Below are 17,990 nucleotides of genomic sequence, written 5' to 3' on the forward strand. Positions count from 1 at the left end.
TAAAAAATATTTGTTTAAAAATAACAAAAATAATTCATCTGCTTACTGCAAACATTTTTTTTATATATTTGATAAACACTATGGAAAAAAATTACGGATTTAATGATTATAAATTTTTTACAGACATGTCGGAGCTTTCTTCCAGGCATAAAAGTTATGATTTATCATTAGGCCTTCCCGATTTTGAAATTGATCCTCGCCTTAGGTATTTTCTTAAAGAATCTGCCGATATGATCAGTCACAGCTACGAATCTCTTTCAGGAAATTCTTTATTGATCGAGAATATTATTCGTTTTAATTTTAACAGAAAAAACAGCTTACAATTAAAATACGAAGAAGTTAATATTGTACCGTGTTCTACATTTGGACTGTACACTTCCTTAAAGTCAATTTTAAATAACGGCGATGAAGTGATTGTCATTCAACCTTCTTATTATACATATGCTCCTTCAATTGTTATGAATGGCGGTGTTCCTGTGTACTACAATTTGGAAAAAGATTTTAAAATTGACTGGGAAAAGTTAAAGCAATGTATTTCTGTAAAAACAAAAGCTATTATTGTCAATTCACCCCAAAATCCGACCGGAAAAACGTGGAATAAAGAAGATTGGGATCAACTATACGAGCTTATAAAACATCAGGAAATTTATCTTATTTCTGAAGAAGTTTATGATATTTACCATTATGATAATGCAGAACATTACAGTTCATTTTTGCATCCTGAATTAAGAAAAAAAACATTCTGTATTTTTTCTTTTGGTAAAATGTTCCACGCAACAGGCTGGAAAGTAAGTTATATTTTAGCTTCAGAAAGTTTGCTTGAAAATTTCAGAAATCATCAGCAATACATTTCGTATAGCTCCAATTCGCCTTGTCAATACGCAATTGCAAAATATCTTGACGTTTTTGATCCTGCAGAAAATCAGAAAATCATGGAGAATAAGCGTAATATTTTTAATGAATTAATACAATCTACCCCTTTGATTGTTGAAGAGATATCCCAAGGTGGTTTTTTTCAGATCATAAATTTCAGAAATATTACGAAAACCATGACCGATGTAGAGTTTTCGAAATGGCTGACTGTAGAAAAAAAAGTTTCTTGTTTGCCGCTTTCTGCATTTTATAATTCTAAAACAGATTCAGATTACATCAGATTCAGTTTTGCTAAAAAAGATGAAGTGATTATTCAGGCTTTGGAGCATTTGAAGAAAGTATTATAAATGTTATCAAAACCTTATAATTACCAAAATTGACATTTTCAAATTCGTTTATAATTAGTTTAAATGAATTTGACAGATGCATAAAAAAATAAAACTTAATAAAAAACTTCAATGAAGATCTCAAAAAAAATTTTGATGTATTTATGTATCATCATATTATTTTATTCATGTGCCAAAAAGAATCCTTTGATTGGAACATGGAAATTTACTTACAGTCATGCAAATAATGAAGCGGATAAGTATAAAGAAGATGATTATTCATCATACAAGTCGTATATAACTCTTTCTGGTGATAATTCTTTTTTGCTCGTAGATCACGGACAATCGAGTCCTATAAATACATTGAGTATTCCTAAAGATTCACTTAATGAAAATGATAATAATACAGAAGTTTATTTCGGAACATGGTCGGTAAAAGACTCAATAATTTATTTTGAAACTCAAAATCATAAGAACATCCCGGAATTTTCAGCCAAAATAATTTCTAGTAATGAGAGAAATATGAAACTGAATTTTCCTGAACAAAAGCAAGTAAAGGGAATGGAATTTAAATATAAAAAAGAAGATTATAATGATGTGAGCCGTTCGAAATACAACTTTACGACTAATGAATTAAATAAATGGCGTATAAAAAGTAAGAGTAAACAAACAAAAGAAAAAATAAAATCTAAAATTGAAAATGCCTTGGAGTTTTCAATTGCTTTTTTAGAATATCATGAATTTGAAGATAAAGTAGCGATGACCCTTTATTTAGAGCCTTTGCCTTTTAAATTCTATGGAAATGGAATTGCATTAAAAAATCATTATAAAAACGAAAACTGGAATGAGTTGTTTTATGATGAAGAAGATGCCTCTATTGCGTATGATATGCTTAAAAAAAGCTTCAATAATGTTGCAAGTATTCCAGAAGAAATATCAAAAAACCCAATAAAAATTAATCTTTTTATCCTGAAAGAAACATTAAAAAACTTGAAATGATTTAATTAGAGTTTTTTCTTTAAAGCTTGAATATTTTATTTCTAAAGAATAAAAAAGCACCGCATTTTGCGGTGCTCAGTTTAGTTTAATTTGAATTAAAGAGCTGTAACTCTTAGGTCTATTCTACGATTTTTTGCCTGACATTCTTCGGTGTCGTTTGTAGGGCAAATGGGATGTTGAGAACCATATCCTTCTGCTTCTATTCTATCTGTAGCAATTCCCAATTCCAATAATTTTAATTTTGCAGTTTGAGCTCTAAGGTTTGAAAGTTTCAGATTACTTTCTTCATTTCCTACATTATCTGTATAACCGCCCAATTTGATTTTTAAATCGGGATAAGCATTCATAATTTCTGCTAAATTAGAAAGTTGAGCTTCTGAACCAGTTTTTAAATCACTTAAACCAGTTTCAAAATACATGTTCTCAATAGTATACCAGTTATTCGGATCTAAAACCGTTTGATCTTTCTTACTTACATCTTCTTGTAAAAAGTACAATTGGCTTTGATTACCCAAAGAAATTGTTTTACCACTTTTCAGTTTTACTTCCTGAATAGTTCCTGTATTGTAGACAAAGTCTCCGTTTTCATTAATTTGGCCAACTACTTCTAAAGTTCCAACAGCAACGTCTTTTCCATCGATTGACTGGTTCTCTGAGTGAATTGCTGTTTTTCCTATTAAGCTTTCAATTTTCGCTTTTCTGTTGGCTTCAATTTTATCTTTATGTAAGATTGCTAAAGTAGGTGCAATGACCAAAGAAACAATAGACATTAGTTTAATCAAAATATTCATCGATGGCCCTGAAGTATCTTTAAATGGATCTCCCACAGTATCTCCTGTTATAGAAGCTTTATGAGGTTCTGAGCCTTTATAATACGTTTGTCCGTTGATATCAACTCCTTTTTCAAAAGATTTTTTGGCATTATCCCAAGCTCCCCCTGCATTATTCTGAAAAATCCCCATTAAAACACCACAAACAGTTGCTCCGGCAAGAAAACCACCCAAAACTTCAGGTCCGAAAATAAAGCCGATCAATAATGGTGATACAATTGCAATTGCACCAGGAAGCATCATTTTTTTGATGGAAGCATCGGTAGAAATCGCTACACATTTTTGATATTCCGGTTCGGCTGTTCCTTCAAGAATTCCGGGAATTTCTCTAAACTGTCTTCTCACTTCTTCCACCATCGCCATTGCAGCCTGTCCAACTGCGGTAATAGCCAAAGATGAAAATATAAACGGAATCATTCCACCGACAAATAATCCGGCTAAAACATCAGCTCTGTAAATATCGATACCATCAATTCCTGCAATACCCACAAATGCAGCAAATAAAGCTAATGCCGTTAATGCTGCAGAAGCAATTGCAAATCCTTTTCCGGTTGCAGCGGTTGTATTTCCTACTGCATCTAAAATATCTGTTTTTTCACGAACTTCTTTTGGTAATTCACTCATTTCGGCGATTCCGCCTGCGTTATCAGCAATAGGTCCGAAAGCATCGATTGCCAACTGCATTGCTGTAGTTGCCATCATTCCGGCTGCTGCAATTGCGACACCGTATAATCCTGCGCATAAATAAGATCCGTAAATTCCGCCTGCTAAAACAAGAATTGGTAAAAGTGTAGATTCCATTCCTACGGAAAGCCCGCCAATAATATTGGTTGCGTGACCAGTAGAAGACTGTCTTACAATACTTGAAACCGGTCTTTTTCCCATCGCAGTATAAAATTCTGTGATGATGCTCATTAAAGTTCCCACAACCAAGCCAACTATGATGGCTCCAAAAACTCCCATTTTAGTAAACTCATGACCTCTTAAAACCATTTTTTCAGGTAAAAGATAAGTTACTAAAAAATAAGAAGCTATTGCGGTGATGACTATGCTTCCCCAGTTCCCTAAGTTTAAAGCATTTTGCACATTGGATGTTGATGAACCTTCGTTATCATTAATTTTAACGAATAAAGTACCAATCATTGAAAAAATAATTCCTGTTCCTGCAATAAGCATCGGTAATAAAATCGGAGCAAAACCTCCAAAAGAATCATTTGAAATCGTCTCTCTTCCCAAAACCATTGTTGCTAAAACGGTTGCTACATACGAACCAAATAAATCGGCTCCCATCCCTGCAACATCACCTACGTTATCACCTACATTATCAGCAATTGTAGCCGGATTTCGGGGATCGTCTTCGGGAATTCCCGCTTCTACTTTTCCTACTAAATCTGCTCCAACATCGGCAGCTTTAGTATAAATTCCACCTCCTACTCTGGCAAATAATGCAATAGATTCTGCACCTAAAGAAAATCCTGTAAGAATTTCTATGGTTCTTTCCATTTCGTGAGAATTTACGGCAGCATCAGGAGCAAAAATCTGTTTGATAATTAAATAAAGCGCTCCTAAACCTAAAACAGCTAATCCGGCAACTCCCATTCCCATTACGGAACCTCCGGTGAAAGATACTTTCAATGCTTTAGATAAAGAAGTTCTTGCGGCTTCTGCGGTTCTTACGTTGGCTTTTGTAGCGATTTTCATTCCAATAAAACCTGCCAAAGCAGACAATATAGCTCCGATTACAAAGGCAATTCCAATAGTCCAGTGTGAATTGGAATTGGTCATTCCCATTACGGCTAATAAAATGGCAACAATAATTACGAAATACATCATGATCTTGTACTCGGCCTTTAGAAAAGCCATCGCACCGTCAGCGATATGTCCGCTGATTACTTTCATTTTTTCATTTCCAGCATTCTGCTTACTTACCCAATTACTTTGAATAAAAGTATAGATCAGGGCAATAACACCAAAAATGGGTACTAAAACAAATAAGTCCATAGTTTATTATTTTTATATTAAAAGTTCGTGATTATCTTTATAAATATAATGATTTTTATAAATACTTTGTAAAAACAAGCCTGATTATTCTATTTTTTTGTAAATTTAGTCAACACCATCCAAACTATTTTACCATGAAAATTTTACTTTACCTATCTATTTCAGCATTATTCATCAGCAGTTGTCAAACCCAAAAATCAGCAGAATCGCTTTATTTTGGTGGAACAATTTTGACGATGGAAGATTCTTCTCCTCAGGTAGAAGCTGTTGTCGTAAAAAATGGAAAGATATTTTTTGCGGGATCTAAAGCTGAAGCTGATCATCATGTTAATAGCAAAACAAAAATGATTGATCTGAATGGTAAAACTTTGCTACCAGGTTTTATAGATGTTCATGGTCATTTCACTTCAAGAGCTGGATTGATACAAGCGATAGATCTATTTCCTGAACCATACGGTACGGTTACCTCTATCAAAGATTTACAAAATACTATTAGAAATTCTATTATAAAAAATAAAATTTCGGATAACCAACCTGTTATAGGTAATGGATACGATGATGCCATCATGACAGAACATAGACATCCAACAAAGGATGAGCTTAATGCAATCAGCACGACCAACCCGATTATTGTCATTCATACTTCCGGTCATGCAAGTGTTGCTAATTCTGCGATGCTAAAGTTGCTCAACCTCTCAGATTCTTCAAAAGATCCTGAAGGCGGATATTTAGGAAGAGATAAGAATGGAAAACTCAACGGAAAGCTAGAAGAAAATGCAAGTTTTAAGGCATTACTTACTATTACCGAAAAAATGAAAACCGGTGATTCTAAAGCTCAGGCTATGAATAATCTGATGAAAGCTCAAGAAGAATGGCTAAGTTATGGGCAAACTACCATTTGTGACGGAAGAACGATGGGAGGAAGTGTAGATCTTTTGGAGCAAGCTGCTACTGAAGGCTTGTTTAAAGCTGATGTCGTTTATTTTCCGGATTATGAATATTTTAAAAAAGATTTAGATGTTTTTAAACCTAAATACATGAAATATAAAAATCATTTAAAACTTGGAGGATTTAAATTTTCTGACGATGGTTCTCCTCAAGGTAAAACAGCTTGGCTTACACAGCCTTATCTTGTTCCACCTGAAGGACAGTCGAAAGACTACAAAGGTTTCCCAATATTTACAGATGAAACTTTATATGAAGACCTAAAAACCTTATTTCAAAATCATATTACCGCTCAACTTCACGTAAATGGCGATGCAGCGATAGACCAGACAATCCGTGTCATCAAAAAACTAAAAGATGAAAATATTTATACTCCGGAATTGCGAGCAACATTAATTCATGTGCAAAACAGCCGACCAGATCACATTCAAAAAATAAAAGAATTGGGGGTTATTCCGTCTTATTTTTCTACTCATACTTATTTGTGGGGAGATTGGCATTATTCAAGTGTTTTTGGTCCTGGAAGAGCTTCTTTTATTAGCCCAGCAAACTCTGCATTAAAAGCGGGAATTATTTTTACTATTCATCATGATGCTCCTGTTACTCCACCAGATCTTATCACTGCGGTTTATGCTGCAGTTAACAGAAAAACCCGTTCCGGAAGAATTTTAGGATCAAATGAAAGAATTACAACAATTGAAGCCTTGAAAGCTATTACGATTAATGCTGCTTATCAATTACAGGAAGAAAATAGAAAAGGCTCTATTAAAGAAGGAAAATTAGCTGATTTTGTAATACTTGATCAGAATCCTTTAACGATAGATCCAGAAAAAATTAGAAGTATTAAAGTTTTAGAAACTATTAAAGAAGATATTCCGGTTTATATTAGAAAGTAATTGATTTCGGAAATCTATTTTAATATTCAGATTAAAAAACAAAAAAGGGTAAATGAACAGTTTCATTTACCCTTTTATATGTTAAACAAAGAGAATTTTATCCTCCGTATTTGCTTGAATAATCATTTTGTGAAGCTATGATTACTTTTCTTGCATGCTCTGCTCCGTAAACCTCCTGAATTCTACATTTTGCAGGCTCATCCGGTAAGTTTTTGTACGTTAAGAAATAGTGCATCAATCTTTTTACTTCAGCTTCAGGTAATTCTGAAATATCTCTGAAATGACCGAATGCGTGATCGCTTACCATTACAGCAACAATTTTGTCATCAGCTTCACCTCCGTCAATCATTTTGAAACCACCGATTGGAATAGCTTCCATCAAAAGTCCTCCAGAATGAATGTTGTGAGAGCTTAATACACAGATATCCAAAGGATCGTGATCTCCCATTGTAACGTCAGTTGCGCCACTTTCTACTGCCAATTTCATTACTTCCTCATTACAGTAAGTTCTAGGAACAAAACCGTATAATGCAGGAATAATGTTAGAAAACTTCTGAGGTCTGTCTACTTTAAGGTAACCAGTTTCTTTATCTATTTCGTATTTAATTGTGTCTGAAGGTACTATTTCCACGAATACGTTTACCACGTTTGGCGCATCTTCTCCTGCAGAAATCCCATGCCACGGATGTGCTTTAAAATTTGGAATCATTATTTATATTTATTATTTAATTAAGCTATTATTAAAATTTCTCTCCTCAAATCTTCTATCGTTTCTCCAATATAATCATTATCATTCATGTAATTCATGATGAAAACGGTTTTATACTCATTAAGATTCGGGTTGTTATTAAGACTTTCATAGGTTTTGTGCAACAAATCTATGATTGCATTTTTAGAATCTACGATATTCTGCCATGAATTTTTTGTTAAATAAAGCTGCTGTGAAGCATTATAATCAAATTCTTCGTTGATGGTTTTCTCGGTAAGAAATACAAATTCATGAGCGGCAAGCTCTTTATCAAACTTAAGAATAAGATTTGCAGGTTTTATTCTTTCCAAAAAAAGAGTCATTCTTTCATAAGAATGCGTTTTGTTTTCAGAATTCGACTTTACAGAAAGTAATTTTATTTCCTGATTTTTTAAATTGATGTACGAATACACAAATTGTCTCAGCAAAACCAAAAACGGAATTGCAATAACTAATGCAGCTGCATAGGGTAAATAGTCTGAAAAATCTGTCATAATTTGAGGTAGCAAAATTACTAATAAATTGGCTCTTAGGAAAGTTTTTTAAATAAATCTTCTTTTGAACTCTGAATGTAAACTAAACCCAGTATGATTATTAGATAATAACCAATCATCATTCTGTTGACCATGGTAGGAAAAATTAAAAATCTAAGAAAAATAGATAGATAAATAAACCCAAAAAACAGGTATGGCAGATAGTTTTTCCTGTGAAAAGAAAATTTATTGTAAACAATTATTATAATAAAAATCAACAGTAATAAGAAATATGATGAATTAAATTCAAACAATATTTTAGATTTAATAAAGTGTAAATAATCCTGAAAATTAAACGGATCGGGGTTTGAAATCGGATATAGCTGAACTTTCGTAAACTGATTCATAAATAATGTAGACCAGGAAATCTGATTAAAATACTGCACTACAGCAAATGAAAGAAATAAGTAAACAAAAGAAACAGCAAGTTCATGGTTTTTAATCTCCAATTTTTTTCTCTGGATAAAAATTAAAATATAAAAGAAAGCATAAAATATAAAGTATTCCGGTCTGGTTAAAATGCAAAGCATTGCAAAAACTGTTGCAATAAGAAAGTTTCGTTTAATAATGAAAGCATAAAAACTTAAAAGCAAAAGCAAGCAAGATAAGCTATCCGGTGAAGCATGTCTACTCGATTCTAAAAGAGTTTTGAAAAGCGATAATAATATAGTTAACAGAAATGCTAACTGATGGTTTTTCAATGTTTTGCTTAAAAATAAAAAGATAAAATATAGTATTAAAGCATAAGATAGTATCGAAATCAAAAATGTAGAAGTCGATGCTGCAAAACCAGCTTTAAAAAATAATAAATTAACAAAATTATAAAATGGTTTTACCGAAAACAACTGTAATTCTTCTTCAAAAATTTTTGGATTTTCTGAGATGATTTTGTAATAAGTATTTTCACCTTTTGCGGTTTCTTCATGCAAAAGATCAGACTCAAACATTCCGGGTCTTTTTTCATCCAACTCAGCAAACACTTTTTGGTGGATTTCTTCAATCTTCATTTCAGGATATTCAGCTTTATAAAGCAACCCCATATAAGCTTCAATATCAACATTATAATATTGATGCGTATAAAGATAATACGACATAAAACATAAATAAACCGAAAGTAAAACCTTCAAAATAAGATAGTTTTTCTTCAGCATTTTTTACAGCTCAAATAATGCAGGTCTTTGCGTAACCTCATGATAACATACGCTTTTTTCGTCAAAATAATGATAAACTAAGCTTTTTCTTGTTTTTGTTTTATCTAAATGCGGTTCTCCACCGTGAAGAATATTGGCATGCCAAATCAAAAGATCTCCTTTTTTTGCTCTGAAAATTTCTTTTTTTAAACCTAATTCTTTCACTTTATTTTCAAGAAATTCTTCGTAAGCTACATAACTTTTTTTGCCTATTTTAAAAGTTGTTCCTTCATTGTCGTAGTCAGAATTTAAGAAATACGGAAGCTTATGACTTCCCGGAATGTATTGTAAAGCGCCATTCGTTTCGTCCACATCCTCCAAGGCAATCCAAACTCCTAAAAGTCCGCCCAAAGGATAAGTCGTCATGTGAATGCTGTCTGAATGTGTTTTTTGCTGACTTCCGTTGATGAAATTGATGCTCTGGAACAATTTTGCATCACCATCGATTAAAACAGATAAAAATTCGAGTAAGTTTTTATCATTTCCGATATTTTTTATGATTTCAGAATGATGAATAACGAACATTAATTTACCGCCATAACGGAATTTAATGGTTCCATCTTTCATCAGTTTTTCAATTTCATCGTTGATCTGATCGGCAGTTTCAGGTTTAAGATAATTTCTCAGAACCAAAAAACCGTTATCATTAAAACCTTTGGCGCTTGTTTTATTTTCTTCGGAAAGATTTTTATAAAATTCGGTATTGAAAAGTTTTTGCTCATCAAATTTTCTTTCATTTTCAGGTAAATGCGCAAAGTCTTTGCTTGAGATACTCGAAAAATAGCTTTTATCAAGACCGTATTTTTTATAAAGCGGAATATTATGCTGTAATTTTTTTTTGTTGAAAAAATTATAAATCATGTAAGGCAACTTATAATTGCGAATCTTCTTTAGCATTGTGAGCAGTTTGTAAATACTTTTATAAATTTAAGAATAATATATAGAACTAATCTAAAGAACGTGATTAAATTAAAGTTTCATGATAAATTTCAAGCTCAACAATTTTTTAACGATATCTTTTTTAGAATATTCGATCAGATGATAAGGACGAAGTTCGGGTCTGAAACCTCTGAAAAATTCTTCTACATTCGGCAATTCACTCCCTTCAAAATCAAAGATTCTGGTTGAGATATTTCCTCCTATACATCTGTCTATTAGAACAGAAGACCCCGATACTTTAACCGATTCTTTATCATTAAACGTTCCTAAAAGTGCCACTGTAAAATCATCAAAATAAGTGACGATAATATTGATAATTCTTTGGTTGAGATAAAAAGCTGAAAAATTCAAACAGTTTGCCTCAAACATATTTTTAAATATCGAAATGAAAGAATCTACATCTTCTTCTTTATTGGCTCCCAAAAAATTTTCTTTAATAAAGCTTTCTGCCTGAGAAAAACTGATATTTTTAATCTCTGAGTTTTTTACAACTTCTTCATCAAGTCTAAGTTTTCTTTTTCTTTTAGGAGAATATTTAGAGTAAACCGTTTCGTAGTTATCAGGAAGAATGAGAAAATTTTTCTTAGAATTTAAGGGAGTTTTAAAATGATTAAATTCATTAAAAGTATAAATTCTGATGAGATAATTTTTCTCTAAAAAGCTTAAAAATTGTTCGTTAATTTCTACATTATCCTCTCTTGAAAAAATACCCAATTGCTGGCAAAGCATGGGATTATGAACGATTTTAATTTTTGATTTGAACACATATGGAACAGGCATCACCGCTTCGTAATCCTTGTAAACCAATAATTCCCATTTTTTATCTGATGAAATATCTAAAAACTGTTTTGTAGCAGAATATTTTCGCTGTGCGGAATTTTCCAGGCATTGAGCATATTTTTCAAAATCAATTTCATGGTATTTTAATCTTTTAATCATAATAATCCTTCGTCTGCAAAACTGGTATATGCGTTTTGAGTAATAATTAAATGATCCAAAAGCTGAATGTTCATCACATTTCCAGCTTCTTTCACTTGTTTGGTTATACTGATATCTTCTGTACTGGGTTTTAAATTTCCTGACGGATGATTGTGCGAAATAATAATTCCTGTCGAAAAATGTTCTAATGCAGTTTTAAAGAGTACTCTGATGTCTACAATCGACTGATTAATTCCACCTTGCGTCAACTGAGCGATATGAATTACTTTATTGCTTTGGTTGAGAAAAAGTGCCCAAAATTCTTCAGTTCGTAGATCCGATAAATGCAGTTTCAAAATATTGTAAGCATCTTTACTGCTCGAAATCAAAGGTTTTTCAGGGATTTCCTGATTGGCTCTTCTTCTCCCGATTTCCAAAGCTGTTGCAATTGAAATCGCTTTTACTTCACCTACTCCTTTAAATTTCATTAAATCTTTAACCGTTAATAAACTTAGCTGATGCCAATTATTATCAACCGATGCCAGAATTTTTCGGCCTAATTCTACAGCTGTTTCGTCTCTGTTTCCGCTGCCCATAATGATTGCCAAAAGTTCAGAATCAGATAGTGAATTTTTACCTTTCAGTAAAAACTTTTCTCTGGGTCTGTCATCTTCTGCCAAAAATTTTATAGACATGATTTTAGGGTTTAGGTTATGGGATTTAGTTATTAGTTATTAGTTATTAAAAACATTTATTACTACATTTTTTTATTATACCGAATATCAATCTAACAACAATCAACTAAAAACCATCAACCAAATTAATAAAAAGCATACAAAATAATACTCTTTTTCGATTGGTCTACATGTTTTGCGGTTTCTTTAAAGGCTTTTGTTGATAGCATCGGGCAACCCAAACTTAAACAAGCTAAATTTTGAGATTCCTGATCCGGAACACATCCAAAAGAATGTAATACAATCGCACGTTGCATGGCATTGCTGTTGGTGGAATCTAAACCTTTTAAACGATATGCTTTTCCGAATTGACCGGAATAACTCTCTTTAATTTCATATTTTCCTAATGAAGATTGATAAGAGCCTTCAATATTAGAAAATTTAAGTTGATTTGAATTTTTAATTACAGATCCTGAACCGTTAGAAACAACTGCTTTCTGTATTATTTTGTCGTTCTTCAAATCATAAACAAAATAACGGTACTTCCCTGAATGAATTTTAAAATTAATAAAAATAGCCAAGTTTTGATTGTAATCTTTATTTTTAATATAATTTTTAAGCTCTAAAATCTTTTCTTTAGGCAAAATATCTATACTTTCCTGAGCTTTTGAAGAGTTACAGGAAATTAAAAATAAGAATGCAAATAGTAAAGATTTCATATTTAAAATATTACTCAATAATCAATCCGTCTTTCATCACCAGTTTACGGTCTGTAATTTCAGCCAGTTGTGGGTTGTGGGTTACAATCACAAAAGTCTGGTTGTATTTATCTCTCAAATCAAAAAATAATCGGTGAAGATCATCTGCGTTTTTTGAGTCTAAATTTCCTGTCGGTTCATCTGCATAAATAATCTTTGGAGAATTGATCAATGCTCTCGCAACGGCAACTCTTTGCGCTTCGCCACCCGATAATTGATTGGGTTTATGATGAATTCTTTCAACTATTTTTAAATCCTCAAATAGTTGATACGCTTTATCTAAAGCCTCTTTCTCGCTGGTTCCTGCAATTTTGGTAGGCAACAGAACATTTTCTAAAGCTGTAAACTCAGGAAGTAATTGGTGAAACTGAAAAACAAAACCAATATTCTGGTTTCTGAATTTTGAGATCTGCTTATCGGTCATATTGATAAACGATTCATCATTCAGCATGATTTCAGTATTGTATTTTGTAGGATTTGAAGGGGTGTCTAAAGTTCCCAAAATCTGTAACAATGTAGATTTTCCGGCACCGGATTCTCCAACAATAGAGACAACTTCTCCAGTTTTGATCTGAATATCAACTCCTTTCAATACTTCCAGACTTCCATAAGATTTATGGATATTACTCGCTTTAATCATGCTTCAAAAATAGTGATTTTTTCTTTTGTTTTGAAGTTTTGACTGTTGCTTTTAAGATGAAAATTTGACTTGTAAAATATTCATTTTGTAATGATAATGATTTATGCTTTTCTGATCACAATTCTAAAAGTAGTTCCTTTTCCTACTTCGGTTTGAGAAATCCTAATATCACCATTATGATATTCCTGCACTACCCTTTTGGCTAAACTTAAACCTAATCCCCAACCGCGTTTTTTCGTGGAATATCCAGGTTTAAAAGCATTTTGTGCCTGATATTTTGTCATTCCGCTTCCGTTGTCTTTTACTTCTACCAAAATATTTTTGTTGCGTTCGAAAACCGACATCTGCAAAGTTCCTTCACCTTTCATTGCGTCAACTGCATTTTTCACGAGGTTTTCAATCACCCAGCTCATCAGGATTTTATTGTGCGGAACCAAAATATTGTATGTTGGAAGCAGAAGTGTAAAATCTATCTTTCTTGAAATTCTTGTTTTCAGATAATCATAATTCTCTTTAATGGTTTCATTAAAATTGGTGTCATTTAATTCAGGAACTGAACCAATTTTCGAGAATCTTTCGGAGATTGTTCTCAGTCTTTCAATGTCTTTTTCTATTTCGATAACGCCATCTGAATCGGGGTTTTCAAGCTTCATAATTTCCATCCAGCCCATCATAGATGATAATGGAGTTCCGATTTGATGGGCGGTTTCTTTTGCTAATCCTGCCCAAAGATAACCTTCGTCGGTTTTTTTAACTGTCCTTAAAAACCAGAAGGAAAACAAGAAATAACACAGTACAAAAAATCCCAGTAAAAATGGAGAATACTGTAGATTATTAAGCATTATAGAGTTGTCATAATAAACAAACTGGTCATTTCCGCCTTGAACTTTTATTTCAATTGCGGGATATTTTTTCTCCATTTTTTTTGCTAAAGCAACAATATCATCCGGATTAGTTCCAAATTCTTTTGGTAGATGTTTATATTCAATAACTTGATCATTTTTATCCAAAATAATCACAGGAATAGTTGTGTTTGAACTATAAATAGCAAGAAGCAATTCCTGAACTTCTAAACTCGGAGTCATATCCTGCTGAAATTTTATAGCTTTCACCAAAATATCAACTCTCTTTACTTCTTCTTTCTTCAAATAATTGATAACCAAAGTGGAAGAAATCACAATAGCGATAACTACCAAAGTCATCAAAGAAAAAATAAACCAGTTGTTGAATCTGGAAAATATGGATCTTTTTTTCAATTTTATTTATTTTAAAATATTCAAAATCTTCTGCAGTTCTGTACTTCCGCTTCCCTGATAATTGTTAATAATAATTGAATATAAATACTTTTTTCCATCTTTTGAAGTATGATAACCTGCATATGATTTTGTGTCACGCATTGTTCCGCTTTTCATTTTCATGCCGTTGTCCTGATTGGGAAATCCATCGTAATAAGAATCAGACCAAGATTGTTTTTTAGCATACAATAATGCCTGAACTTCCGCTTTTGCCGAGACATAATTTTGAGGAGAAAGTCCGCTCCCGTCAGCAAAATTGATCATATTAGAATTAATTCCTTTAGATTTCCAGAATTCTTTTAAGTATGCAATTCCACTTTTAAAACCTGGATTTCCTTTTTTCTCTTTGCCTAAAGTTTTAATTAAATTTTCTCCATATAAATTCACCGATTTTCTCAGAAACCAATACACAATTTTATCTAAAGTTGGCGATTCGTAAGTAAGAATAATATTGTTTTTTGGAGTTTCTAACGTGTTTTTACCTTCTATTTCTAATTGAGAATTGGTCAACACTTTTCCTGAAAAATCAATACCAGATTCCTTCAGCCATTTCTGAACTTCCACACCCAATTGCAAAGGTGGATTCGGAACAGAACCTGAAACTGTCGTTACTTTTCCTGCAGGTAAACTTCCGTTGATTAAAGCGACGTTAGAATGCGGTGCGGTAAAAATTAAACTTTGATCTGAATTTCCTGCAGCTTTTAAATCATTCAGCCATTTTACGTTTTCTAAAGGATAAGAAAAACTTTTAAAATCATTCCCGTTGATATTAATGTCAAATTGGTTTTCACGCCAGTTTACACCCCAAACTCCGGCTCCGTAATAATTTCCCAAATCGTCCCACGGCCAACCTCCGGGAATGGTTTGATGGTCAAAATAAGAATCATCAATCACCAAATCGCCAGAAATTTTTGTAATTCCTGATTTTTTGACTGCTTCAATCAGTTTTTGTTTGAAATTTTCGGGTTTGTAACCTTCGTATCTCCAGCTTCCCAAAGTAGGATCGCCGTTTGAAGTGATAAAAAGATTTCCATTTAAATTTCCATTAGAAATCGTTCCTGAATAGGATGATGTTGTTTTGTACGTATAGTTTTTGCCTAAAGTTTCCAAAGCTGCCGCAGCGGTGAAAATTTTCTGTGTTGAAGCAGTAGATAATCCTTTATTTCCCTGAAATTCATACACAAGATTTCCGCTTTCATCAGCAACATAAAAAGATAAATTGGATGAAATTGCCAAAGAAGAATTCATTAGATTTTTTGTGGCATCATCTAATTTCTGCGAAATATTTTGAGCAAAAATAATTTGTGTGGAAAGTGTAAGAAATACAAAAGTTTTTTTCATTTGATATTTATTAAAAAGCTTTACAGAATGCTTCGACTCCGCTCAGCATGACAACGCTAATAATATTAAATTATTTGAGTAGTATTCAAAAATAAGAATTAAAGTTCGCTTCCTGCTTTAATTTCGTAAGGCTCTATTCCTTTTTCAAAAATTCTTGTCAATTCATTTCCTTCCACGGTAATTTTATTGCCAATTCTTCTGATCCAGTTTCCTTCGCGAAGTCCTATAACTTTAGTGTCGTTTTGCGTTAAAAATTCTTTAATTCTTGTTTCTCTTGTTTCTCCGTTATGTTTCAAATCTGGATTTGGATCTAAATAATGTGGATTAAGATTGAAAGGAACCAATCCCATACATTCAAAACTTGGAGGATAAACAATCGGCATATCATTCGTTGTTTTCATATTTTGTCCGCCAATATTACTTCCTGCGCTGCAGCCTAAATATGCCTTTCCGGTTTCGATGTTTTGTTTTAAAATAGACATCAGGTTTTCTTCATGCAAAGTTTTAACCAATAAAAAAGTGTTTCCACCACCTGTAAAATATCCTTTCGCTGAATGCAAAGCTTCGATTTTATTATCAAATTCGTGTAAACCTTTTACTTTAATATTGATGGTTTCAAAAAAAGACTGTGCTTTTGAAGTGTAATCGTCATGTGAAATTCCACCGGGTCTTGCGAATGGAATGAAAATGATTTCATCAATTCCTTTATATAAATCAATAAGTTCTTCTTTTAAATATTCAAGATATTCTCCGCCAAAAAGTGTAGATGTTGAGGCTAATAATACATTCATAAGATGAAAAATAATAGGTTTGTAATGAAACAAAGATAAACTCAAACAAGGTAAGAATCAAAAAATACGCTAAAAAAAGTCTGATAACTGTTAATACCTTCAAAAAAAACTTAAGAGTTCTAAAACTTTTCTTTTAATGGAATTATTCTTGAACTTCACTATTTACAATTTTAAAAATGTAAGAAATATGAAAACGATTAAAATTAATACTAAGCAATTATTTGTAGGTTTAATGATGATAGGAAGTACAGGTGCTCTTGTTGCCCAGACTTCACCAAAAACTGACAGTGTAAAAGTTACTGCTTCTACAACTCAGGTACAAACAAATCCTGTGATTGAGGGATTAAAAAAACAGGTTGAAGCCAATCCTAAAGATGCAGAATCTCTTGCTAAATTAGCTACTGCTTATCAGGATGCTACAGATTGGCAAAACGCAATTGCTACATGGAAAAAAATTTCCGTGTTGTTACCAGATTGGGCTCCATCTTATTACAGTCAGGCCTATTCTTATCAATCGGCTAAAGATGATGTAAATGCTAAACTTTCTTATGAAAAATACATTGCTACCGTAAAACCGGAAGAGATTGAGGCAAGTAAGAAAAATCTTGCTTATGCTTATTATTACATCGCATTTAGCGAACAAAAAGACAATCCAAATAAAGCTAAAGAGCATATTGCAAAATCAATACAGTATGATCCTACTAATCAGGAAGCTGTAAAATTGAGTCAGGCTCTTAATTCATAAAGATAAAAACCGGAGAATTTATTTTCTTCGGTTTTTTATTTGATTGTCTTTCCGAAAAAGTCTGTTTCGCCAGTTAAATATCGAATGATTTTCTCAATATTTCTTTGGATGCTTGCTTCGGTCTTTAAATTATTAATGTAACGGATCAACTCCAATCTTCTTGAAGGAATGAGGTTTTCAAAATTTTGTAAAGCAATACGATTTTCTCTAATTGCTTTTTCTAAATCCGGATGAATTGAAATCGTTCGGTCTGAATTATCAAATTCCACAAAAATTTCAAGCATTTCACCAATTCTTTTCGGAGAATCTTTTAGCATGGTTAAATTAATATATAACCGCCATTCTCCTAAATATTTCATTAAATTTTGTCTGAATTCTTTACCGTTTACAGTTCCTTTCACAGGAATCGGGCTTTTATTCTTTCCTGAAGTTTCAAATATTTCATTTAAAACTTCATCAGGAAGAAAAACAAAAGGATTAATTCCTATGATTTCGAGCTTTGCGGTGAATTGGTTTTTCATATTTTCAAAGTTATAAATTTGATCCGA

At 32.4% G+C, this 17,990-nt stretch carries 17 protein-coding genes; 4 read left to right on the plus strand and 13 right to left on the minus strand.

Annotated features, from left to right (window positions below):
* Positions 1 to 80 precede the first annotated feature (80 nt).
* Together FDY99_RS21625 and FDY99_RS21630 are read left to right on the plus strand one after the other, a co-directional pair.
* On the plus strand, positions 81 to 1,220 hold the full coding sequence (locus tag FDY99_RS21625) for an aminotransferase class I/II-fold pyridoxal phosphate-dependent enzyme (RefSeq protein WP_139423681.1): 1,140 nt from the start codon (positions 81 to 83) through the stop codon (positions 1,218 to 1,220).
* A gap of 111 nt (positions 1,221 to 1,331) precedes the next feature.
* Positions 1,332 to 2,198 (plus strand): hypothetical protein, encoded by an 867-nt coding sequence (locus FDY99_RS21630; protein ID WP_139423682.1) that lies wholly within the window; start codon positions 1,332 to 1,334, stop codon positions 2,196 to 2,198.
* A gap of 95 nt (positions 2,199 to 2,293) precedes the next feature.
* On the opposite strand, the gene FDY99_RS21635 is transcribed toward FDY99_RS21630, so the two are convergent.
* Positions 2,294 to 5,029, minus strand: a complete 2,736-nt coding sequence (locus FDY99_RS21635; protein WP_139423683.1) for a sodium-translocating pyrophosphatase — start codon at positions 5,027 to 5,029, stop codon at positions 2,294 to 2,296.
* A 134-nt stretch (positions 5,030 to 5,163) separates the two neighbouring features.
* Here FDY99_RS21635 and FDY99_RS21640 point away from each other — a divergent pair, with 134 nt between their 5' ends.
* Positions 5,164 to 6,870, plus strand: coding sequence for an amidohydrolase (locus FDY99_RS21640; protein WP_139423684.1), 1,707 nt, complete (start codon positions 5,164 to 5,166; stop codon positions 6,868 to 6,870).
* Between the two features lie 97 nt (positions 6,871 to 6,967).
* On the opposite strand, the gene FDY99_RS21645 is transcribed toward FDY99_RS21640, so the two are convergent.
* From FDY99_RS21645 to pepE, 11 genes are all read right to left on the minus strand, one after another.
* Entirely contained in the window at positions 6,968 to 7,579 is a 612-nt protein-coding gene (locus FDY99_RS21645) for an inorganic pyrophosphatase (protein ID WP_074228562.1), read from the minus strand.
* Between the two features lie 20 nt (positions 7,580 to 7,599).
* A complete protein-coding gene (locus FDY99_RS21650) occupies positions 7,600 to 8,112 on the minus strand; it encodes a DUF7935 family protein (RefSeq protein ID WP_074228560.1) in 513 nt (170 codons plus the stop codon).
* Between the two features lie 35 nt (positions 8,113 to 8,147).
* Positions 8,148 to 9,302 (minus strand): glycosyltransferase family 39 protein, encoded by a 1,155-nt coding sequence (locus FDY99_RS21655; protein WP_139423685.1) that lies wholly within the window; start codon positions 9,300 to 9,302, stop codon positions 8,148 to 8,150.
* A gap of 3 nt (positions 9,303 to 9,305) precedes the next feature.
* Positions 9,306 to 10,238 carry a phytanoyl-CoA dioxygenase family protein gene (locus FDY99_RS21660; protein WP_139423686.1) on the minus strand — a complete coding sequence of 311 codons (933 nt, stop codon included), beginning with the start codon at positions 10,236 to 10,238 and terminating at the stop codon, positions 9,306 to 9,308.
* A 72-nt stretch (positions 10,239 to 10,310) separates the two neighbouring features.
* Positions 10,311 to 11,219: a hypothetical protein gene (locus tag FDY99_RS21665; protein WP_139423687.1), complete on the minus strand. Its 909-nt coding sequence runs from the start codon at positions 11,217 to 11,219 to the stop codon at positions 10,311 to 10,313.
* On the minus strand, positions 11,216 to 11,893 hold the full coding sequence (gene radC / locus FDY99_RS21670) for a RadC family protein (RefSeq protein WP_139423688.1): 678 nt from the start codon (positions 11,891 to 11,893) through the stop codon (positions 11,216 to 11,218). Before radC ends, FDY99_RS21665 begins: the two co-directional genes overlap by 4 nt.
* Positions 11,894 to 12,018: 125 nt before the next feature.
* Complete coding sequence (locus FDY99_RS21675) at positions 12,019 to 12,591, minus strand: murein L,D-transpeptidase catalytic domain-containing protein (RefSeq protein WP_139423689.1); 573 nt, start codon at positions 12,589 to 12,591, stop codon at positions 12,019 to 12,021.
* 10 nt (positions 12,592 to 12,601) lie between these two features.
* Entirely contained in the window at positions 12,602 to 13,270 is a 669-nt protein-coding gene (locus tag FDY99_RS21680) for an ABC transporter ATP-binding protein (protein ID WP_139423690.1), read from the minus strand.
* A 101-nt stretch (positions 13,271 to 13,371) separates the two neighbouring features.
* The gene (locus FDY99_RS21685; protein ID WP_228418587.1) at positions 13,372 to 14,526 is read right to left on the minus strand and encodes a sensor histidine kinase; all 1,155 of its coding nucleotides are present in this window, start codon (positions 14,524 to 14,526) and stop codon (positions 13,372 to 13,374) included.
* 6 nt (positions 14,527 to 14,532) lie between these two features.
* Positions 14,533 to 15,906: a D-alanyl-D-alanine carboxypeptidase/D-alanyl-D-alanine endopeptidase gene (gene dacB / locus FDY99_RS21690; protein WP_139423691.1), complete on the minus strand. Its 1,374-nt coding sequence runs from the start codon at positions 15,904 to 15,906 to the stop codon at positions 14,533 to 14,535.
* 98 nt (positions 15,907 to 16,004) lie between these two features.
* Positions 16,005 to 16,697: a dipeptidase PepE gene (pepE, locus tag FDY99_RS21695; RefSeq protein WP_139423692.1), complete on the minus strand. Its 693-nt coding sequence runs from the start codon at positions 16,695 to 16,697 to the stop codon at positions 16,005 to 16,007.
* Between the two features lie 187 nt (positions 16,698 to 16,884).
* On the opposite strand from pepE, the gene FDY99_RS21700 reads away from it, so the two are divergent.
* A complete protein-coding gene (locus FDY99_RS21700; RefSeq protein WP_074230197.1) occupies positions 16,885 to 17,442 on the plus strand; it encodes a tetratricopeptide repeat protein in 558 nt (185 codons plus the stop codon).
* A gap of 35 nt (positions 17,443 to 17,477) precedes the next feature.
* Here the strand turns inward: FDY99_RS21700 and FDY99_RS21705 are convergent, their stop codons facing one another.
* Entirely contained in the window at positions 17,478 to 17,963 is a 486-nt protein-coding gene (locus FDY99_RS21705; protein ID WP_139423693.1) for a YdeI/OmpD-associated family protein, read from the minus strand.
* Positions 17,964 to 17,990: the final 27 nt, after the last annotated feature.

The sequence above is a fragment of the Chryseobacterium mulctrae genome (assembly GCF_006175945.1).
Taxonomy (GTDB): Bacteria; Bacteroidota; Bacteroidia; order Flavobacteriales; family Weeksellaceae; genus Chryseobacterium; species Chryseobacterium mulctrae.

Bases quoted from the DNA above. Each gene is read 5' to 3' on its own strand.
- FDY99_RS21625 (WP_139423681.1), top strand. From the start codon at position 81: ATGGAAAAAAATTACGGATTTAATGATTATAAATTTTTTACAGACATG.
- FDY99_RS21630 (WP_139423682.1), top strand. From the start codon at position 1,332: ATGAAGATCTCAAAAAAAATTTTGATGTATTTATGTATCATCATATTA.
- FDY99_RS21635 (WP_139423683.1), bottom strand. From the start codon at position 5,029: ATGGACTTATTTGTTTTAGTACCCATTTTTGGTGTTATTGCCCTGATC.
- FDY99_RS21640 (WP_139423684.1), top strand. From the start codon at position 5,164: ATGAAAATTTTACTTTACCTATCTATTTCAGCATTATTCATCAGCAGT.
- FDY99_RS21645 (WP_074228562.1), bottom strand. From the start codon at position 7,579: ATGATTCCAAATTTTAAAGCACATCCGTGGCATGGGATTTCTGCAGGA.
- FDY99_RS21650 (WP_074228560.1), bottom strand. From the start codon at position 8,112: ATGACAGATTTTTCAGACTATTTACCCTATGCAGCTGCATTAGTTATT.
- FDY99_RS21655 (WP_139423685.1), bottom strand. From the start codon at position 9,302: ATGCTGAAGAAAAACTATCTTATTTTGAAGGTTTTACTTTCGGTTTAT.
- FDY99_RS21660 (WP_139423686.1), bottom strand. From the start codon at position 10,238: ATGCTAAAGAAGATTCGCAATTATAAGTTGCCTTACATGATTTATAAT.
- FDY99_RS21665 (WP_139423687.1), bottom strand. From the start codon at position 11,219: ATGATTAAAAGATTAAAATACCATGAAATTGATTTTGAAAAATATGCT.
- radC (WP_139423688.1), bottom strand. From the start codon at position 11,893: ATGTCTATAAAATTTTTGGCAGAAGATGACAGACCCAGAGAAAAGTTT.
- FDY99_RS21675 (WP_139423689.1), bottom strand. From the start codon at position 12,591: ATGAAATCTTTACTATTTGCATTCTTATTTTTAATTTCCTGTAACTCT.
- FDY99_RS21680 (WP_139423690.1), bottom strand. From the start codon at position 13,270: ATGATTAAAGCGAGTAATATCCATAAATCTTATGGAAGTCTGGAAGTA.
- dacB (WP_139423691.1), bottom strand. From the start codon at position 15,906: ATGAAAAAAACTTTTGTATTTCTTACACTTTCCACACAAATTATTTTT.
- pepE (WP_139423692.1), bottom strand. From the start codon at position 16,697: ATGAATGTATTATTAGCCTCAACATCTACACTTTTTGGCGGAGAATAT.
- FDY99_RS21700 (WP_074230197.1), top strand. From the start codon at position 16,885: ATGAAAACGATTAAAATTAATACTAAGCAATTATTTGTAGGTTTAATG.
- FDY99_RS21705 (WP_139423693.1), bottom strand. From the start codon at position 17,963: ATGAAAAACCAATTCACCGCAAAGCTCGAAATCATAGGAATTAATCCT.